This is a genomic window from Tsukamurella sp. DT100 (assembly GCF_049844855.1).
In the GTDB taxonomy this organism is placed as follows: Bacteria; Actinomycetota; Actinomycetes; order Mycobacteriales; family Mycobacteriaceae; genus Tsukamurella.
The window spans coordinates 231,934-247,985 of the sequence record NZ_JBNCLV010000008.1 but is presented as its reverse complement, the minus strand read 5'-3'; the positions used below and the strand labels follow the sequence as shown (position 1 = coordinate 247,985).

At 71.1% G+C, this 16,052-nt stretch carries 13 protein-coding genes and 1 tRNA gene; 7 read left to right on the top strand and 7 right to left on the bottom strand.

The window, feature by feature from the left end; all coding sequences use genetic code 11:
* Positions 1 to 4: 4 nt before the first annotated feature.
* Genes thrC through argS form a run of 4 tightly spaced genes read right to left on the bottom strand, consistent with a single transcriptional unit; the run spans position 5 to position 5,456 of the window.
* Positions 5 to 1,102 carry a threonine synthase gene (gene thrC / locus ACLQ3K_RS19880; protein ID WP_426001226.1) on the bottom strand — a complete coding sequence of 366 codons (1,098 nt, stop codon included), beginning with the start codon at positions 1,100 to 1,102 and terminating at the stop codon, positions 5 to 7.
* Positions 1,095 to 2,429, bottom strand: a complete 1,335-nt coding sequence (locus ACLQ3K_RS19875) for a homoserine dehydrogenase (protein WP_224647881.1) — start codon at positions 2,427 to 2,429, stop codon at positions 1,095 to 1,097. Before ACLQ3K_RS19875 ends, thrC begins: the two co-directional genes overlap by 8 nt.
* Positions 2,429 to 3,829 carry a diaminopimelate decarboxylase gene (lysA, locus tag ACLQ3K_RS19870; RefSeq protein WP_426001225.1) on the bottom strand — a complete coding sequence of 467 codons (1,401 nt, stop codon included), beginning with the start codon at positions 3,827 to 3,829 and terminating at the stop codon, positions 2,429 to 2,431. The genes ACLQ3K_RS19875 and lysA overlap by 1 nt, the downstream gene beginning before the upstream one ends.
* A complete protein-coding gene (argS, locus tag ACLQ3K_RS19865; protein ID WP_224647882.1) occupies positions 3,804 to 5,456 on the bottom strand; it encodes an arginine--tRNA ligase in 1,653 nt (550 codons plus the stop codon). Before argS ends, lysA begins: the two co-directional genes overlap by 26 nt.
* Before the next feature lie 76 nt (positions 5,457 to 5,532).
* Here argS and ACLQ3K_RS19860 point away from each other — a divergent pair.
* Both ACLQ3K_RS19860 and ACLQ3K_RS19855 read left to right on the top strand, forming a co-directional pair.
* A tRNA-Arg gene (locus ACLQ3K_RS19860) sits at positions 5,533 to 5,605 on the top strand.
* Positions 5,606 to 5,695: 90 nt separating this feature from the next.
* Complete coding sequence (locus tag ACLQ3K_RS19855) at positions 5,696 to 7,330, top strand: FUSC family protein (RefSeq protein WP_426001223.1); 1,635 nt, start codon at positions 5,696 to 5,698, stop codon at positions 7,328 to 7,330.
* Positions 7,331 to 7,334: 4 nt separating this feature from the next.
* Here the strand turns inward: ACLQ3K_RS19855 and ACLQ3K_RS19850 are convergent, their stop codons facing one another.
* Together ACLQ3K_RS19850 and ACLQ3K_RS19845 are read right to left on the bottom strand one after the other, a co-directional pair.
* Complete coding sequence (locus ACLQ3K_RS19850) at positions 7,335 to 8,939, bottom strand: DUF222 domain-containing protein (protein ID WP_426001221.1); 1,605 nt, start codon at positions 8,937 to 8,939, stop codon at positions 7,335 to 7,337.
* Complete coding sequence (locus ACLQ3K_RS19845) at positions 8,936 to 9,679, bottom strand: hypothetical protein (protein WP_426001220.1); 744 nt, start codon at positions 9,677 to 9,679, stop codon at positions 8,936 to 8,938. The genes ACLQ3K_RS19850 and ACLQ3K_RS19845 overlap by 4 nt, the downstream gene beginning before the upstream one ends.
* Positions 9,680 to 9,728: 49 nt before the next feature.
* On the opposite strand from ACLQ3K_RS19845, the gene ACLQ3K_RS19840 reads away from it, so the two are divergent.
* The 3 genes from ACLQ3K_RS19840 (at position 9,729) to ACLQ3K_RS19830 (ending at position 11,879) form a co-directional block, all read left to right on the top strand.
* Entirely contained in the window at positions 9,729 to 10,331 is a 603-nt protein-coding gene (locus ACLQ3K_RS19840) for a GGDEF domain-containing protein (protein WP_426001219.1), read from the top strand.
* 93 nt (positions 10,332 to 10,424) lie between these two features.
* On the top strand, positions 10,425 to 11,528 hold the full coding sequence (locus tag ACLQ3K_RS19835) for a diguanylate cyclase domain-containing protein (RefSeq protein WP_426001218.1): 1,104 nt from the start codon (positions 10,425 to 10,427) through the stop codon (positions 11,526 to 11,528).
* Positions 11,529 to 11,618: 90 nt separating this feature from the next.
* A complete protein-coding gene (locus ACLQ3K_RS19830; protein ID WP_426001217.1) occupies positions 11,619 to 11,879 on the top strand; it encodes a hypothetical protein in 261 nt (86 codons plus the stop codon).
* A 4-nt stretch (positions 11,880 to 11,883) separates the two neighbouring features.
* On the opposite strand, the gene ACLQ3K_RS19825 is transcribed toward ACLQ3K_RS19830, so the two are convergent.
* Complete coding sequence (locus tag ACLQ3K_RS19825) at positions 11,884 to 14,343, bottom strand: HAD-IC family P-type ATPase (RefSeq protein WP_426001216.1); 2,460 nt, start codon at positions 14,341 to 14,343, stop codon at positions 11,884 to 11,886.
* 79 nt (positions 14,344 to 14,422) lie between these two features.
* Between ACLQ3K_RS19825 and ACLQ3K_RS19820 the strand changes: the two genes are divergently transcribed.
* Positions 14,423 to 15,571, top strand: a complete 1,149-nt coding sequence (locus ACLQ3K_RS19820; RefSeq protein WP_224647891.1) for an MFS transporter — start codon at positions 14,423 to 14,425, stop codon at positions 15,569 to 15,571.
* A gap of 18 nt (positions 15,572 to 15,589) precedes the next feature.
* Positions 15,590 to 16,051, top strand: a complete 462-nt coding sequence (locus ACLQ3K_RS19815) for an SRPBCC family protein (protein WP_426001215.1) — start codon at positions 15,590 to 15,592, stop codon at positions 16,049 to 16,051.
* Position 16,052: the final 1 nt, after the last annotated feature.

Here is a 16,052-nt window from a genome sequence, read left to right as displayed (position 1 = left end):
GCGGCTACTCCGTCAGCCCCATGGCGGCGGCCACGGCGACGGGGTCGATGCCGACGCGGGCGATCTCGGGCAGGCTGCTCAGCGCGGTGTCCGGGTCCTTGAGGCCGTTGCCGGTCACGGTGCACACCACGGTGGAGCCCTTCTCGATCCAGCCGTCGGCGGTGGCGGCGAGGAGGCCGGCCACGGACGCGGCCGACGCGGGCTCGACGAAGACGCCCTCGGTCTTCGCGATGAGGCGGTAGGCCTCGAGCAGCTTCTCGTCGGTGGCGGCGCGGAACTGGCCGTTCGACTCCTGCTGGGCGGCGACGGCCTGGTTCCAGGACGCGGGGCTGCCGATGCGGATGGCAGTGGCGATGGTCTCGGGGTCCTTGACCGGGGCCCCGTTGACCAGCGGCGCGGCGCCCGCGGCCTGCACGCCGAGCATGCGCGGGCGCGCGGAGATGATGCCGTCGGCGGCGTACTCGCTGTAGCCCTTCCAGTACGCGGTGATGTTGCCGGCGTTGCCGACGGGGAGCGCGTGCACGTCGGGGGCCTTGCCGAGGGCGTCGACGATCTCGAACGCCGCGGTCTTCTGGCCTTCGATGCGCACCGGGTTCACCGAGTTCACCAGCGAGATGGTGTCGAAGGTGGCGGTGGTCTTGCGGGCCAGCTCGAGGCAGTCGTCGAAGTTGCCGTCGACCTCGATGATCTTGGCGCCGTACATCACGGCCTGGGCCAGCTTGCCCATGGCGATCTTGCCCGCGGGCACCAGCACGGCGCACTCGAGGCCGGCGATGGAGGCGTACGCCGCGGCGGAGGCGGAGGTGTTGCCGGTGGACGCGCACAGCACGCCCTTCTTGCCGGTGGCCTTGGCCTCTGTGACGGCCATGGTCATGCCGCGGTCCTTGAAGGAGCCGGTGGGGTTGAGGCCCTCGACCTTGAGGTGCACGTCGCAGCCGGTGAGCTCGGAGAGCGCCCGCGCGGGCAGCAGCGGGGTCGCGCCCTCGCGGAGGGTGACGGGCGCCCAGCCCGGCTCCCACGTGTCGCACACGGGCAGACGGTGCCGGTAGGCCTCGATCAGGCCGGGCCACGGGGTGTGCACGGTGGCAGCGGAATTAGTCACTGGTTCCCTCCAGACGGAGCACGGAGGACACGGCGGTCACCACGTCCAGGTTCTTCAGCGCCTCGACGGTGGCCGACAGGGCCGCGTCGGGTGCCTTGTGGGTGAGGATCACCAGGCGCGCGCCCCGCTCGGGGGTGTCGGCCTGCTGACGGACGGTGCTGATGGACACGCTCCGCGCCGAGAACTCGTTCGCGACGGCGCTGAGCACGCCGGGCCGGTCCGCGACCTCCATCGCCACGTAGTAGCGGGTGAGCACCTCGCCGATCGGCGCGATCGGCAGCTTGGCGTACGCCGAGTCGCGGGGTCCGCGGCCCGAGACGACCTTGTTGCGGGCCGCGGCCACCAGGTCGCCCATCACGGCGGAGGCCGTGGGCGCGCCGCCCGCGCCGGCGCCGTAGAACATCAGGCGGCCGGCGTTCTCGGCCTCGACGAAGACGGCGTTGTAGGCACCGTCGACGCTGGCGAGCGGGTGCTTGAAGGGCACCAGCGCCGGGTACACGCGGGCCGAGACCCGCTGCGCGCCCTCGGCATCGGTGATCTTCTCGCAGATCGCGAGCAGCTTGATGGTGCAGTCGAAGGCCTTCGCCGCCTCGATGTCCGCGGCGGTCACGCCGGTGATGCCCTCGCGGTGCACGTCGTCGGCCTTGACGCGGGTGTGGAAGGCGATCGACGCGAGGATCGCGGCCTTGGACGCGGCGTCGTAGCCCTCCACGTCGGCGGTCGGATCGGCCTCCGCGTAGCCCAGGCGGCCGGCCTCCGCGAGCACGGTCTCGTAGGCCTCGCCCTTCTCCGCCATGTTGGAGAGGATGAAGTTGGTGGTGCCGTTGACGATGCCCGCGACGAGACCCACCGAATCGCCCGCGAGGGACTGCTGCAGCGGGCGGATCACGGGGATCGCGCCGGCCACGGCCGCCTCGAAGTACAGGTCGGCGCGGGCCTTGTTGGCGGCGTCGGCCAGCTGGCCGGTGTACTCGGCGAGCAGCGCCTTGTTCGCGGTGACCACCGACTTGCCGGCCTTGAACGCGCTGAGCATCAGCGTGCGGGTCGGCTCGATGCCGCCCATCACCTCGACCACGATGTCGACGTCGTCGCGGCCGACCAGGGCCTCCGCGTCGTCCGTGAGCAGGCTCTTCTTCAGGCCGAGGGCCTTGAGGCCGCGGTCCTTCGTGGTGTCGCGCACGGCGATCCCGCGGATGACGAGGTTCGCGCCGACGCGGGCCGCGAGGTCGTCGGCGTTCTCCACGAGAATGCGCGCCACCTCGGTGCCCACGGTGCCCATGCCGAGGAGGGCGACGCCCAGTTCCCTCTGCTGTGCGGATTCGGTCATCAGAGCACCTCCAGGCTCACCAGGTCGTCCACGGTCTCCCGGCGCAGGATGAGCCGCGCCGCGCCGTCCTTGACCGCCACCACCGCGGGACGCGGCTGCATGTTGTAGCGGCTGGACATCGAATAGCAGTAGGCCCCCGTGGCGGCGACGGCCATCAGGTCGCCCTCCGCCAGGTCGCCGGGGGTGTCGGTGTCGCGGACCACGATGTCGCCGGTCTCGCAGTGCTTGCCGACGATGCGGGAGAGCACGGGCTCGCCCTGCAGATCGCGGCTCGCGACCACGGCGGTGTACTCCGCGCCGTACAGGGCGGTGCGGATGTTGTCGCTCATGCCACCGTCCACCGACACGTAGCGCCGGAAACCCTGCGGGCCGACGTCCTCGGAGTCCACCACGACGTCCTTGATCGTGCCCACCTCGTACAGCGTGATCCCGGGCGGGCCCGCGATGGCGCGACCGGGCTCGACGGCGAGGTGCGGCGTCGCCAGTCCCAGTGCGGCGGACTCGGTCTCGACGATGTGCCGCAGCTTGACCGCGAGGTCGGCGACGGGCGGCGGGTCGTCGTGCGGGGTGTAGGAGATCCCCAGGCCGCCGCCGAGGTCGATGGTGCTCAGCTGCGCGGTCTTCTCCGCGCCGAAGCGTGCGACGACGTCGCGCAGCAGCTCGAGCACGCGGCGGGCGGCGATCTCGAAGCCGTTGACGTCGAAGATCTGCGAGCCGATGTGGCTGTGCAGGCCCACGAGCCGCAGGTTGTCGGCGGCGAAGACGGCGGTGACCGCCTTCATGGCCGGCGAATCGGAGCCGTTCGACGCGAGGGAGAAGCCGAACTTCTGATCCTCGTGCGCGGTGGAGATGAACTCGTGGGTGTGCGCCTCCACGCCCGGCGTGAGGCGGATCAGCACCTCCTGCACGGTGTTCCGCTCCCCTGCCGCGCGGTCGAGCCGCGCGATCTCCGAGAGCGAGTCCACGACCACGTGCCCGATGCCCGATTCGACGGCGTAGTCCAGCTCGGCGACCGACTTGTTGTTGCCGTGCAGCGCGATCCGCTCCGCGGGGAAGCCGGCGCGCAGGGCGACGGCGAGCTCGCCGCCGCTGCAGACGTCGAGGTTCAGGCCCTCGTCGCGTACCCAGCGGGCGATCTCCATGGAGAGGAACGCCTTCGAGGCGTAGTGCACCGCGGCGTCCGCGCCGAACGCCTCCCGCATGCCGCGGCAGCGGGCCCGGAAGTCGTCCTCGTCGATCACGAGCAGCGGCGTGCCGAACTTGGCCGCGAGCGCGGTGACGGGCACCCCGGCGACGGAGACGGCACCGTCGGCCTCCCGGCGCGCGTGGGCGGGCCACACGGCCCGATCCAGTTCACTCACGAGTGGTGGCCTCTCACATCCGGTCGGGTGCCGAAACACCCACGAGCGCCAGGCCGTTGGCGAGCACCTGACGGGTGGCGGCGCACAGCGCCACGCGGGCGCGGTGCAGGTCGGTCGGCTCCTCGTCGCCCATCGGCAGCACGCGGCACTCGCCGTAGAAGCGGTGGTAGGCGCCGGCCAGCTCCTCGAGGTACCGCGCGATGCGGTGCGGCTCACGGAGATTCGCGGCGCCCGCGGCCACGGCGGGGAACTCGCCGAGGGTGCGCACCAGATCGCCCTCGCGGGCGTGGTCGAGCAGGCCGAGGTGCTCCGTCGAGGCGACGACGCCGAGCTCGGCCGCCGAGCGCGCGATGGCCGAGAGCCGGGCGTGCGCGTACTGCACGTAGTAGACGGGGTTCTCGTTGCTCGCCTGGGCGAGGAGATCCAGGTCGAGGTCGATGGAGGTGTCCACCGAGCTGCGCACCAGGGAGTAGCGCGCGGCGTCGACACCGACGGCGTCCACCAGGTCGTCGAGGGTGATGACGGTGCCGGCGCGCTTGCTCATGCGGACGGGCTTGCCGTCCTTGACCAGGTTCACCAGCTGGCCGATCAGGACCTCGATCTGCGCCGGGTCGTAGCCGAGCGCGGCGGCCGCGGCCTTGAGCCGGCCGATGTAGCCGTGGTGGTCCGCACCCAGCATGTAGATCGCGAGAGTGAAGCCGCGGTCGAACTTGTGCTTGATGTAGGCGATGTCGCCCGCGATGTACGCGGCGTTGCCGTCGGACTTGATGACGACGCGGTCCTTGTCGTCGCCGTAGTCCGTGGCCCGCAGCCACCAGGCGCCGTCCTTCTCGTACAGGTTGCCGTTGTCCTTGAGCTGCTGGACGCTGCTCTCGACGAGGCCCGAGCTGAACATCTCGTCCTCGTGGGTGAACACGGCGAAGTCGGTGCCGAACTCGTGCAGGGTGCGCTTGATGTGCCCGAACATCAGCTCGACGCCGTCGGCGCGGAAGGCCTCCACCCGCTCGGTCTCGGGGAGGTCGAGGATGCCCGGGTGGTCCTTGACGACGGTCGCCGCGATCTCGCCGATGTAGTCGCCGGCGTAGCCGTCCTCGGGCGTCGGCTGATCGCGGGCGGCCGCGTCGAGCGAGCGGGCGAACCGATCGATCTGCGCGCCGTGGTCGTTGAAGTAGTACTCGCGAGTGACCTCGGCTCCCTGGGCCTCGAGCACGCGGCCGAGGCTGTCACCCACGGCGGCCCAGCGCGCGCCGCCGAGATGGACGGGGCCCGTCGGGTTGGCGGAGACGAACTCGAGGTTGATGAGCGCACCGTCGAGCGCCTTGCCCTGCCCGAACGCGCCCGCCTGCTCGAGGATGTTCACGACGAGCTGGTTCTGCGCGTCCGCGGCGAGCCGGATGTTGAGGAAGCCCGGGCCCGCGACGGTGGCCTCGTCGACGCCGTCGGCGTTGCCGAGGGCCTCGGCGAGCCAGGTCGCGAGGTCGCGCGGATTGACGCCGGCCTTCTTCGCGACCTGCATCGCGATATTGGTCGAGTAGTCGCCGTGTTCGGGGTTGCGGGGCCGCTCGACGGTGACGCGTTCGGGCAGCACGGAGACGTCGAGGCCGCGCTCGGTGAGCACGGTGGTCGCGGTGGCGTGCAGGAGTTCCGAAAGGTCAGCGGGAGTCACCGGTCCATCCTAAGGTGCGCCTGACCGCCCGGTTTCCGCCGGGCCTGCCCTATGCGCTAACCTTGCTACGCCCTGCGCCCCCGTAGCTCAGGGGATAGAGCGTTCGCCTCCGGAGCGAAAGGCCGCAGGTTCGAATCCTGCCGGGGGCACTTTCTTCTGCGTCACTGCATTCTTCGCCCCGATCTCTCCCCCGCACTGCCGCGTGTGCGCCGCCGCGGCGGCGGTGTTGGAATGGTCCGGTGAGCGAACCACTCCACGATCCCCCGCCCCGCGTCGCGCGGGTCCGCTCGCTCGTCTTCGCCGACGGTGCGCCCGTCTGGCGGTGGCGGGCCGGCCTGCGGGCTGCGGCGGCGGTGGCGATCCCCGGGGCCGGGCTGGTCGCGGCGGGGCACGCGAGCTCGGCCCTCTTCACCACCTTCGGCGCCTTCGCCGTGCTGTACGGCGAGGGCCGCGCCTACCGCGTACGCGGGCACGTGGTGGCGGCCGCGGGGCTGGCGCTGCTGGTCGCGGTGTCCATCGGGGCGACGATCGGGTGGGCCGTGCCCGCGGGCGGCGCCCTTCTCAAGACCTGCGCCGTGCTGATGACGGTCATCCCCGCCGTGGCGGCCGTCTTCGTGGTCGACGCGCTGCGGCTGGGTCCGCCGGGCGCCCTGTTCTTCGCGCTCGTCGGGTCCGGAGGGCTGATCGCCGTCGAATCCGGCGCCGATCCCGCAATGCTGGTAGTCGGTGCCTCCCTGGGCGCGATCTCGTCGGTGCTGGTCTCGATGTCCGGGGTGCTGGTCGATCCGTCGGCGCCGCAGCGGGAGGCCGCGGGGCGCGCGATCGGGACGGTGAACGCGTATCTCGCCACCGACGGTCCGCCCTCCGCCGAGCGCCGGCACGCCGCCGGTTCCGCCCTGGTCGCGGCCTGGTCGACGATGGACGACGCCCGGGCGGCGAGCCGCCCCGCCGATGCGGCGCTGCTGGCCGACCTGCGGGACGCCAACCGGCGTTTCGCCGCCGCCTCGTCCGACGACGCGGACACGGAGGCCGACCCCACGCGCGCGGTCACCACGTCGCGGCTTCGGCCGACGGTGGGCCACCGCCTGCGCCGCTCGCTCAGTCCCTCCTCCCACGCCGCGATCACCGCGGGCCGGGTCGGCGTCGCGTGCCTCGCGGCGGGCGCGGTGAGCATCGCGCTCGGTTTCGAGCGGCCGCACTGGGCGGCGATCAGCGCCCTCGTGGTGCTGCAGACCGGGGTCGACCGCGTGCACGGGACCGTGCGGGCGCTGCACCGATTCCTCGGCACCGCAGTCGGATTGGTTCTGTTCGCGGGCCTGCACGCGGCGGCTCCGCAGGGCTACGCGCTGATCGCGGTGGTCGCCGCACTGCAGTTCTGCATCGAGATCCTCGTCGTACGCAATTACGCCGCGGCGGTGGTGGTGATCACCCCGGTGGCGCTGCTGGCGAGCGGGGCGGGCGTCACCGGCGGGGCGGCGGGACCGGTGATGCGCGACCGCCTGCTGGAGACCCTGGTGGGAGTCGTGATCGCGCTGCTCGCGATGTACCTGCTGGACCCGGGCGCGCACCGTCGGACGTTCGCCTGGACCGATCGTCGGATCCGTGGCGCGGCCACGGATCTCGTCGCCGCCGCCGCGGCCGTGCCGGTGGGCGCCGAGTCCGCCCGCGAGGCGGCCCGGCACCTGCACTTCGAGTTGGAGGGCGGCGTGCGCGCGGGCATCGACTCGATGCACAACGAGCCCGAGTGGGCGGCCGAGCACTGGCCGGCGCGAGCAGGACTGGTGCACGACGGCTACGACCTGACGTCCGCCTTCTGGACGACCGCGCCCGATGCCCGCCTCCCCGACGCCGCCGCCTGGCGGAGCCGGTTCTGACGCCTCAGGCCGCGTGGGCGCCGGTGTTCGACGGTGCGCACCAGGCGGTGTCGGCATCGTGGTCGGCGAGCAACTGCTCGAGGAGCGGCGGGCCGTGCGGACCATCGAGGACCTTCGCGATCAGTTCGTGGTCGGCACAACTGTCCTCGAACTGGCGGCGGAGGTCCTGTTCGACCCACGCGTCCCGGAACTGCGCACACCGGGTGCGCCAGCGGACGAGCGCCTCGCGATGGAGCTCCTCGGCGTGGCGCCGGTGATTGACGCGATGCATCCCTGCGGGATCGGCGCCGCGGCGCCAGCCGGTCCGCCCGGCGTACGGCTCGCCGTGCGGGATCGTGATGGTCTCCCATCCGCGCGGGTTCTCCGTGAGGTCGGGGACGACCTTGCCGTGGTGGGCGTCGCAGGCGAGGGTGAGCGCGGTGACGTCGGTGGCGCCGCCGTGGGCCCACTCGGTGACGTGGTGGACCTGGCAGCGGGTGGCGGGCGCGTCGCATCCGGGTGCGGTGCAGCCCTTCTCGGAGCCGTACAGCGCGATCCGCTGATCCGCGGACGCGAGGCGCTTCTCCCGGCCCAGGAACAGTGGCCGAGAAGCCAAGTCAAGCACGAGGACGTACTTCGGATTGGCGCCCATCATGCGTAGCGCGTCGGCGACCGGGAGCCGGCCACCGGTGGCGGTGGTCGCGATGCCGGTCTCCGACTCGAGCTGATCGATCCCCACAGTGATGATCGGGACGCAGGGCAGCCCTCGATGGCTGCCGAGTCCACCCGAACCGATGACGATGCCGAGCGCATGGGCGAGGGCGTCGTGGTTGCGTTGCGCCGCGCTCCGGGTGTCGCGCGCGGCGGCGGCGCGGACCGCGTCCGCGTCGCTCGGATCGACCGGGGCCGCGACGTCGTCGGGATGGCCCACGCCCGGGCGGGCGAACATCTCGAGTACCACATCGAGCAGGGCGCGGCACTCGGGCGAGAGCGCGCCGCCGATGTCGGACATCAGGTCGTCGCCCTGGGCACTCACGGTGAGCTCGCGCGAGCGCCGGATGCGATCCTGGTCGGGCTCGGCACCGTCGGGATCGAGGAGGGCGACGGCGCGCTTACCGATCTGACCGATGTCCTCCGGCGGCACACTCTCCGCCGCCGTCACGAGGATCTCTTCGACATCGTCGAGGTCGCCGCCGTTGAGGCGGTAGCACTTGTCGAGGATCCGCCCCATCGCCGTGGCGTGCCGTTCGGAGATCCTGCCCTCGCGCTGCGCCTCCGCGATGAGTTCGTACTTGGGCTCAGGCGCGAAGCCGCGGGCGTGACGCGGCACCCGGTTGTACGCGCCGTGCATCCGGTCACGCGCCTCCGCGCCGGCCAGGCGCAATTGGTCGACGAGGAGTTCCTTGAGCCCGGTGTACCCCAGCTCCGCGGGCAGCCCCTGCTCGAACGCGACCCCGGCCAGCACGTTCTGGCCGTACGGGACCTTGCGGGCGGCCGTCTCCAGGCGGCGCAGACACTCGAGCACCTGCTGCGAGGAAAGCATCACCGGATCTGCCGCGGCGAGCCGCTCGGCGGCCCGCTCGAACACGACGAGGGCGTCGAGATATTCCTCTGCCGTACAGGAATTCATTCGAACTCACCCCCTCGCTCCCTTTCGATCATACGGTCCCGTTCGAACACATACCACACACTCGAATGTTCATTCGCGACCCCGGCCGTAGGCGCCGGAGTGACGGTCACCCCGCGCGCGAGATCTCCACGCTCTGCCGTAACCAACGGACATGACTTTTGTTTGGACCAATTAGATTTCGTGGAGCCGGTCACGCCATCGACGCAGTCATCGACACCGGCTCTTGCCGATCTCAAAGCCGTTGCAATCGCGATCGCGGCAGGAGTGGTCGTGCGACGATGGGCCGCATGGAGGAGATGCCCCTGGGAGGCGGGACACCGCGCCACCTCCTCCGCCGCATCGAGCTCCGGGATCAGCTGTGGCGGTACGCCATCGCGGCCCTGACGCTCGGGTTCGGCGCGTTCGGCGCGGTCACCATCGTCATCCCCGACGGTGCGGGCGACAGCCGGTGGCGACAGATCACGATCGGGCTCATCTGCCTCAGCGTGGTCCCTGCATCCGCCATCGTCGCCAGGACTCCGCTCGCCGGCGCGCTGTGGTCGAAGGGATCCCGGGGCAAGGGAAGCGTCGTCTTCGTCGCCTACGCCGACGTCGGACTCGCCGGCGTCGTGCTGTGCATGCAGAACGCCCAGGCGGCACTGATCGGCACCGGTTTGTTCTCCGTGATCGGCGCCTATGTGGCGCATTTCGTGGGCGGGCGGGTCATGGCCCTTCCACATCGCCTTCTCGACGGCGGTCATCCTCGTACTCGGAGGGACGCTCCTCGCATCAGGGTTCTACCCGCTGACCGTGGGCCTCGAAGTGGTCGTCGCGCTCGTCGTGGCCAATGCCGTGGTGGCCCTCCTCCGGAGGTACGCCATCGAGATGCAGCGCCTGATCAGCAAGCAACTGCTCGAGTCGTCCCTCGATCCGCTGACGAACGTCCTCAATCGTCGGGGCTTCGCGTTCTCGAGCGACCGACTCCTCCACCGCGCGACCGGCGATCTGCTCGTCGCCGCGATCGACGTCGACCAGTTCAAGACCATCAACGATCGCTTCGGCCACACCGTCGGAGACGGGGTCCTGCGCAACGTCGCGCGTCTGATCGCAGCCGGGACCACGGCGAACGCCGTCGTCGCCCGCCTCGGCGGCGATGAGTTCGCCGTCATCAGCGCAGACCCCGACCGCGACGCGATCTTCCTGACCCAGACCATCCACCGAGACCCGGTGCGACTGCCCAACGGCAGCGCGGTGTCCCTGAGCATCGGACTCGCGCACCTGGACCACGACGCGACGGGCCGCACCGCGCACACCACCGCGGACGTACTCGACGCCCTGAACGACCGCGCCGATCGCGCACTGAAGGCGAGCAAGACCGCAGGGCGGAACCGGACCACGACCATCGACCACTGACCAGCGCCCGTACCCGGCGCCCCCGGACCGCTGCCATCCCGAGGCTGTTGCGATTCTGAACTCGGAGGCGCTCACCCGTGGGACGATGTCCCCATGGAGGAGATGAAACCCGGAGCCGGGGCGCCGCGCCACCTCCTCCGCCGCATCGAGTTGCAGGACAGGGTGTGGCGGTATGCGATCACAGTTCTGACCCTCGCTTTCGGGGCGTTCGGGGCGATCACCATCTTCTCCCCCGACGGTGCCGGCGACAGCCGGTGGCGACAGATCACGATCGGGCTCATCTGCCTCAGCGTCTTCCCCGCGGCGGCGATCGTCGCCAGGACTCCACTCGCCGGCGCGTGGTGGACGAAGGGGCCACGGGACAAGCGCAGCATCGCCTTCGTCGCCTACGCCGACCTCGGCCTCGCCGGCGTCGTGCTGTGCTTTCAGAACACCCAAGCGTCGCTGATCGGCACGGGCCTGTTCTCCGTGATCGGCGCCTACGTGGCGCACTTCGTGGGCGGACGGGTCATGGCCCTCCACATCGCCTTCTCGACGACGGTGATCCTGGTGCTCGGGGCGAGGCTGCTCGTCGCCGGCTTCCAGCCGGTCAGCGTCGTCGTCGCAATGGTCGTCGCGATCGTCGTGGCCAATGCCGTGGTGGAGCTGCTGCGCCGGTACACCGTCGAGATGCAGCGCCTGATCAGCAAGCAACTGCTCGAGTCGTCCCTCGATCCGCTGACGAACGTCCTCAATCGTCGGGGCTTCGCGTTCTCGAGCGACCGACTCCTCCACCGCGCGACCGGCGATCTGCTCGTCGCCGCGATCGACGTCGACCAGTTCAAGACCATCAACGATCGCTTCGGCCACACCGTCGGAGACGGCGTCCTGCGCAACGTCGCGCGCCTGATCGCCACCGGGACCACGCCGAACGCCGTCGTCGCCCGCCTCGGCGGCGACGAGTTCGCCGTCATCAGCGCAGACCCCGAGCACGACTCGACCTTCCTGACCGAAACCATCCACCGAGACCCGGTGCGACTGCCCGACGGCAGCGCGGTGTCCCTGAGCATCGGGCTCGTCCACGTGGACCACGCCCCGACGGGCCGTTCCACGCGCACCGCGGAGGCCGTGTTCGACGACCTGAACGACCGCGCCGATCGCGCACTGAAGGCGAGCAAGACCGCGGGGCGGAACCGGACCACCACGATCGACGGCTGAACCCGTCGCCGCGCGCCGAACCGCCCCGCTCGCGACGGGCCCGAGCGTGACGGCCCATGAGTCCGATCGCCCGCCGCCTACGATCGAGACATGGTGATCCGCCGCTCCGTGGTCGACGAGGACTTCTTCGCCCCGGACGAGGCCGCTGCGACCTTCTCTCCGGAGCTGCCGCGAACGACCCGCAGCCACAACAGACTCATCGAAGAGTGCGGCGTACCGCGCACGCCTGAAGAGGCCGCGCTCCTCGGGTGCCTGACGGCGCTGCGGGACGGCGGCATCACCGAGGAGTGGTGCGTCGGAGTGATCGATGCGGGCACCACCGGGCACTGGGGAACGCCGCTGCCCGGGTGAGGATTCAGGCCCGACGGTGCGCCACCGCGCGGAAGACCGACGGTGCCGCCCGCCGCAGGACCTCGACCAGCACGATCGACAGCCCGCCGAAGGCGAAGCCGGTGCCCACCATCGCAGGATCGCTGATGTCGAGGAAGAACTTCTCCTGCGCCAGCGGGATCAAGAACAGCACCACGTAGAACGCCACCGAGCCGCCGACCAGCAGGATCTTCCACCAGGTGTACGGGCGTGCCACGATCCCGAGGACCCACAGCGAGCCGACGAGCAGCGTGATCAGAGCGGCCGTCGAGGCCTGGATCTGCTCGACGCTCAACGTCGCGGCCTTCCCGCCCAGCGCCGCGCCGGAGCCGCCCGGGTTCACCACGAGGTAGCACAGGAAGGTCGCCAGGCCGATCCCCACGCCCGACGGTGCCGCCAGCCGCAGTACCCGCCCGACGAACCCGGTCTTGGCCCGCTCGTTGTTGGGCGCCAGGGACATGACGAAGGCTGGGATACCGATGGTGAACCACGCCGCGATCGTCACGTGGATCGGCTGGAACGGGTAGGAGATCGGCGCGAAGCCGAAGATCTTGGCGCCGAGCCCGGCCAGGCCCACGAGCCAGGCCAGGAGCACGGCGTAGACGGTCTTGGTGAGGAAGAGGTTCGCGACGCGCTCGATGTTGCCGATCACGCGCCGCCCCTCCCCGACGACGTAGGGCAGGGTGGCGAACTTGTTGTCCAGCAGCACGATCTGCGCGACCGACCGCGCGGCGGAGCTGCCGGAGCCCATCGCCACGCCGATGTCGGAGTCCTTGAGCGCCAGCACGTCGTTCACGCCGTCGCCGGTCATGGCGACGGTGTCGCCGCGCGACTGCAGCGCCTTGACCATCGCCCGCTTCTGGTCGGGGCGCACCCGGCCGAAGGTCACGTTGTCGGTGACGACCTCGCCCAGCTCGTCGTTGTCCGACGGCAGCTTCCGCGCGTCGACCGACGAATCGGGCGAGCCCAGTCCCAGCGAGTGCGCGACCGCGCCCACCGAGACGGCGTTGTCGCCGGAGATCACCTTGACGGCGACGCCCTGCGAATCGAAGAAGTCGAGGGTGTCGCGGGCGTCGACGCGCACCCGCTGCTCCAGCGCGATCAGCGCCCGCGGCACCAGGTTCCCCGGCGCTTCCGGCCCGTCGACCTCGGTGTCCACCGCCACGTCGGTCGAGGCCACGAGCAGCACCCGCAGCCCCGTCGAGCCGAGCTCGGTGGCGCGCCGCGCACCGTCGGACTCGGGGTCGAGGAGGACGTCGGCGGCGCCGAGGATCCAGTTGCCCTGCGGCGCGGAGCCGTCCGCGAGCGAGATCCCGGACCACTTCTTGGCGGAGCTGAACGGCGCGACGGCCGAGGAGCGCCACGACGGCGCGTCGGGGTACGCCTCGGCGATGGCCTGCACGCTGGCGTTGGGCCGCGGATCGAGCGCGGCGACGGCGGCGAGCGCGCGCTCGATGTCGGCGCGGTCCCCGTCGAGGACGTCGAGCTCCGAGAGGCGCATGCCGTTCTCGGTGAGCGTGCCCGTCTTGTCGGCGCACACCACGTTCACGCGGGCCAGGCCCTCGATCGCGGGCAGCTCCTGCACGAGGCACTTGCGCTGCCCGAGACGCACCACGCCGACCGCGAAGGCGATCGAGGTCATCAGCACCAGCCCCTCGGGGACCATCGGGACCAGCGCCGCGACCATGCCCAAGATCGCCTGGTTGAGTTCCTGTTTCGAGATCACCAGCTGGTTGAAGACGGTGAGCACGCCGGCGGGGACGAGCAGCCAGGTGATCACCTGCAGGATCTTGTCGATCCCGGAGCGGAGCTCGGAGTTGACCAGGGTGAACTTGCTGGCCTCGTCGGCGAGCTTCGCGGCGTAGGCGTCGGCGCCGACCTTCGTCGCGCGGTAGGCGCCCGAGCCGGAGACCACGAAGCTGCCGGAGAAGATCTCGTCGCCGAGTTGCTTGTCGACGGGATCGGCCTCGCCGGTGAGCAACGACTCGTCGACCTCGAGGGCCTCGAACTCGATGGTCTCGCCGTCGACCACGATCTGGTCGCCGGGGCCGATCTCGATGACGTCGTCGAGCACGACGTCCGACTGCCCCACCTCGGTGGCGACACCGTCGCGCCGCACCACCGGGTGGGCCTGCCCGACGATGGCCAGCGAGTCCAGCGTCTTCTTGGCGCGCAGCTCCTGGATGATGCCGATGCCCGAGTTGAAGACGATCAGCAGGCCGAACAGCCCGTTGATGAGCGAGCCCGTGAACAGCACCAGCAGGAACAGCACGCCGAGCATCGCATTGATTCGGGTGAAGACGTTGGCGCGGACGATGTCCCAGGTGCTCCTGCCCGACCGGTTGGGCAGCGTGTTGACCCGGCCGTCGCGTACCCGCTCCGCGACCTGCGCCGCGGTGAGGCCGGACGCGGGGACGCCGGAGGTCGTGTCGGGGGCAGCAGTCATGACCGCGAGTCTAATGACGCCCTCACGCTCGCGGCCTTGTGGTGATGCCCGTGACACCGCGTGTTGTTAGGTTCCCCTCGTGACCACGACGACGCGGCGCCGCGCTCTGTACCCCCTGTACGCCGCGGGCTTCACGACCGCCTTCGGCGCCCACAGCATCGCGGCGAGCCTCGGCGGCCTCACGGGCACGGTCGGTTCCCAGCTGTTGACGCTCGGGCTGCTGCTCGCTCTGTACGACGGCGCCGAGGTCCTGCTCAAGCCTGTCTTCGGCACGCTCGCCGACCGGATCGGGCCCCGCCCAGTGCTCCTCGGTGGCCTCGTGGCGTTCGCGGTCGCGTCGGCGGCCTTCGTGCTCGCGGGCGACGCAGGGTGGCTCGCGCTGGCAAGGTTCGCGCAGGGCGCGGCGGCCGCCGCCTTCTCCCCCGCCGCCAGCGCGATGGTCTCCCGGCTGACCCCGGACACCGCTCAGGGCCGCGCCTTCGGCGGCTACGGCGCATGGAAGGGCCTGGGCTACACGCTGGGTCCGGTGCTCGGCGGCGCGCTCATCTGGGCCGGCGGCTACCCCCTGTTGTTCGCTGTGCTCGGCGGCGTCTCGGCGCTCGTCGCCGCGTGGGCAATCGCCGCCGTGCCCGTGCTCCCGCCCCTGCCCCGGCAGCGGCAGACCGTCGTCGACCTGGCGCGCCGCCTCGGCTCGAGGTCCTTCCTGCTCCCCACGGCGGCGCTCGCGGGCTCCACCGGGGTGCTCGCCGTCGGCGTGGGCTTCCTGCCGGTCGCCGGGTCGCAGCACGGCATGGGACCGCTGTTCACCGGCGCGGTGGTCTCGGTGCTCGCGCTGACCGCCTCACTGATCCAGCCGCGCGCGGGTCGGGCGCGGGACGCAGGCCGTTTGTCCGACGGTGCGGGCATCGCCGCGGGCCTGGTCCTCAGCGCGCTCGGGCTGGTCGCCATCAGCATCCCCGGACCTGCCGGAATCGTGGTGTCCGCGATCGCCATCGGCGCGGGCGTGGGGCTGGTGACGCCGCTCGGCTTCGCGCACCTGGCGCAGAACTCCCCCAAGGAGCGGATGGGCCAGACGATGGGGTCCGCGGAGATCGGTCGCGAGCTCGGCGACGCGGGTGGACCACTGCTGGTGGGAGCGCTCGCCGCCGCCGCGGGACTCAGCGCGGGCTTCGCGGGCCTGACGGTGCTGCTGCTGGTGATCGCGCTCGCCGCGCTCCGACTGCGATAGCAAAGTAGTCTTCCGCGCATGACCGCCTTCACCGTTGAGCGATCCACCGATATCGCCGCGCCCGCCGACACCGTCTACGGCCTCATCGCCGACTTCCACGAGTGGCGCCTGTGGTCGCCGTGGGAGGACATCGACCCGCAGCTGCACCGCGAGTACACGGGGCCGCCGAGCGGCACGGGCGCGAGTTACGCCTGGAAGGGCAACCGCAAGGCCGGGGCCGGGCGGATGACGATCTCCGCGGTCGAACCCGGCAGCTCGGTCGACGTGGACCTCGAGTTCATCAAGCCGATGTCCTCGAACAACCACGTGCGCTTCGACATCGTCCCGTCGCGGGAGGGCGTCGAGGTCACCTGGACCATGACGGGCGAGACCAGCGGCCTGTTCTCGCTTCTCGGCAGGATCGTCCCGATGGACAGGTTCGTCGGTAAGGACTTCGAGAAGGGCCTCGCCGCCCTGAAGGCGCGGGCGGAGAACCGCTAGG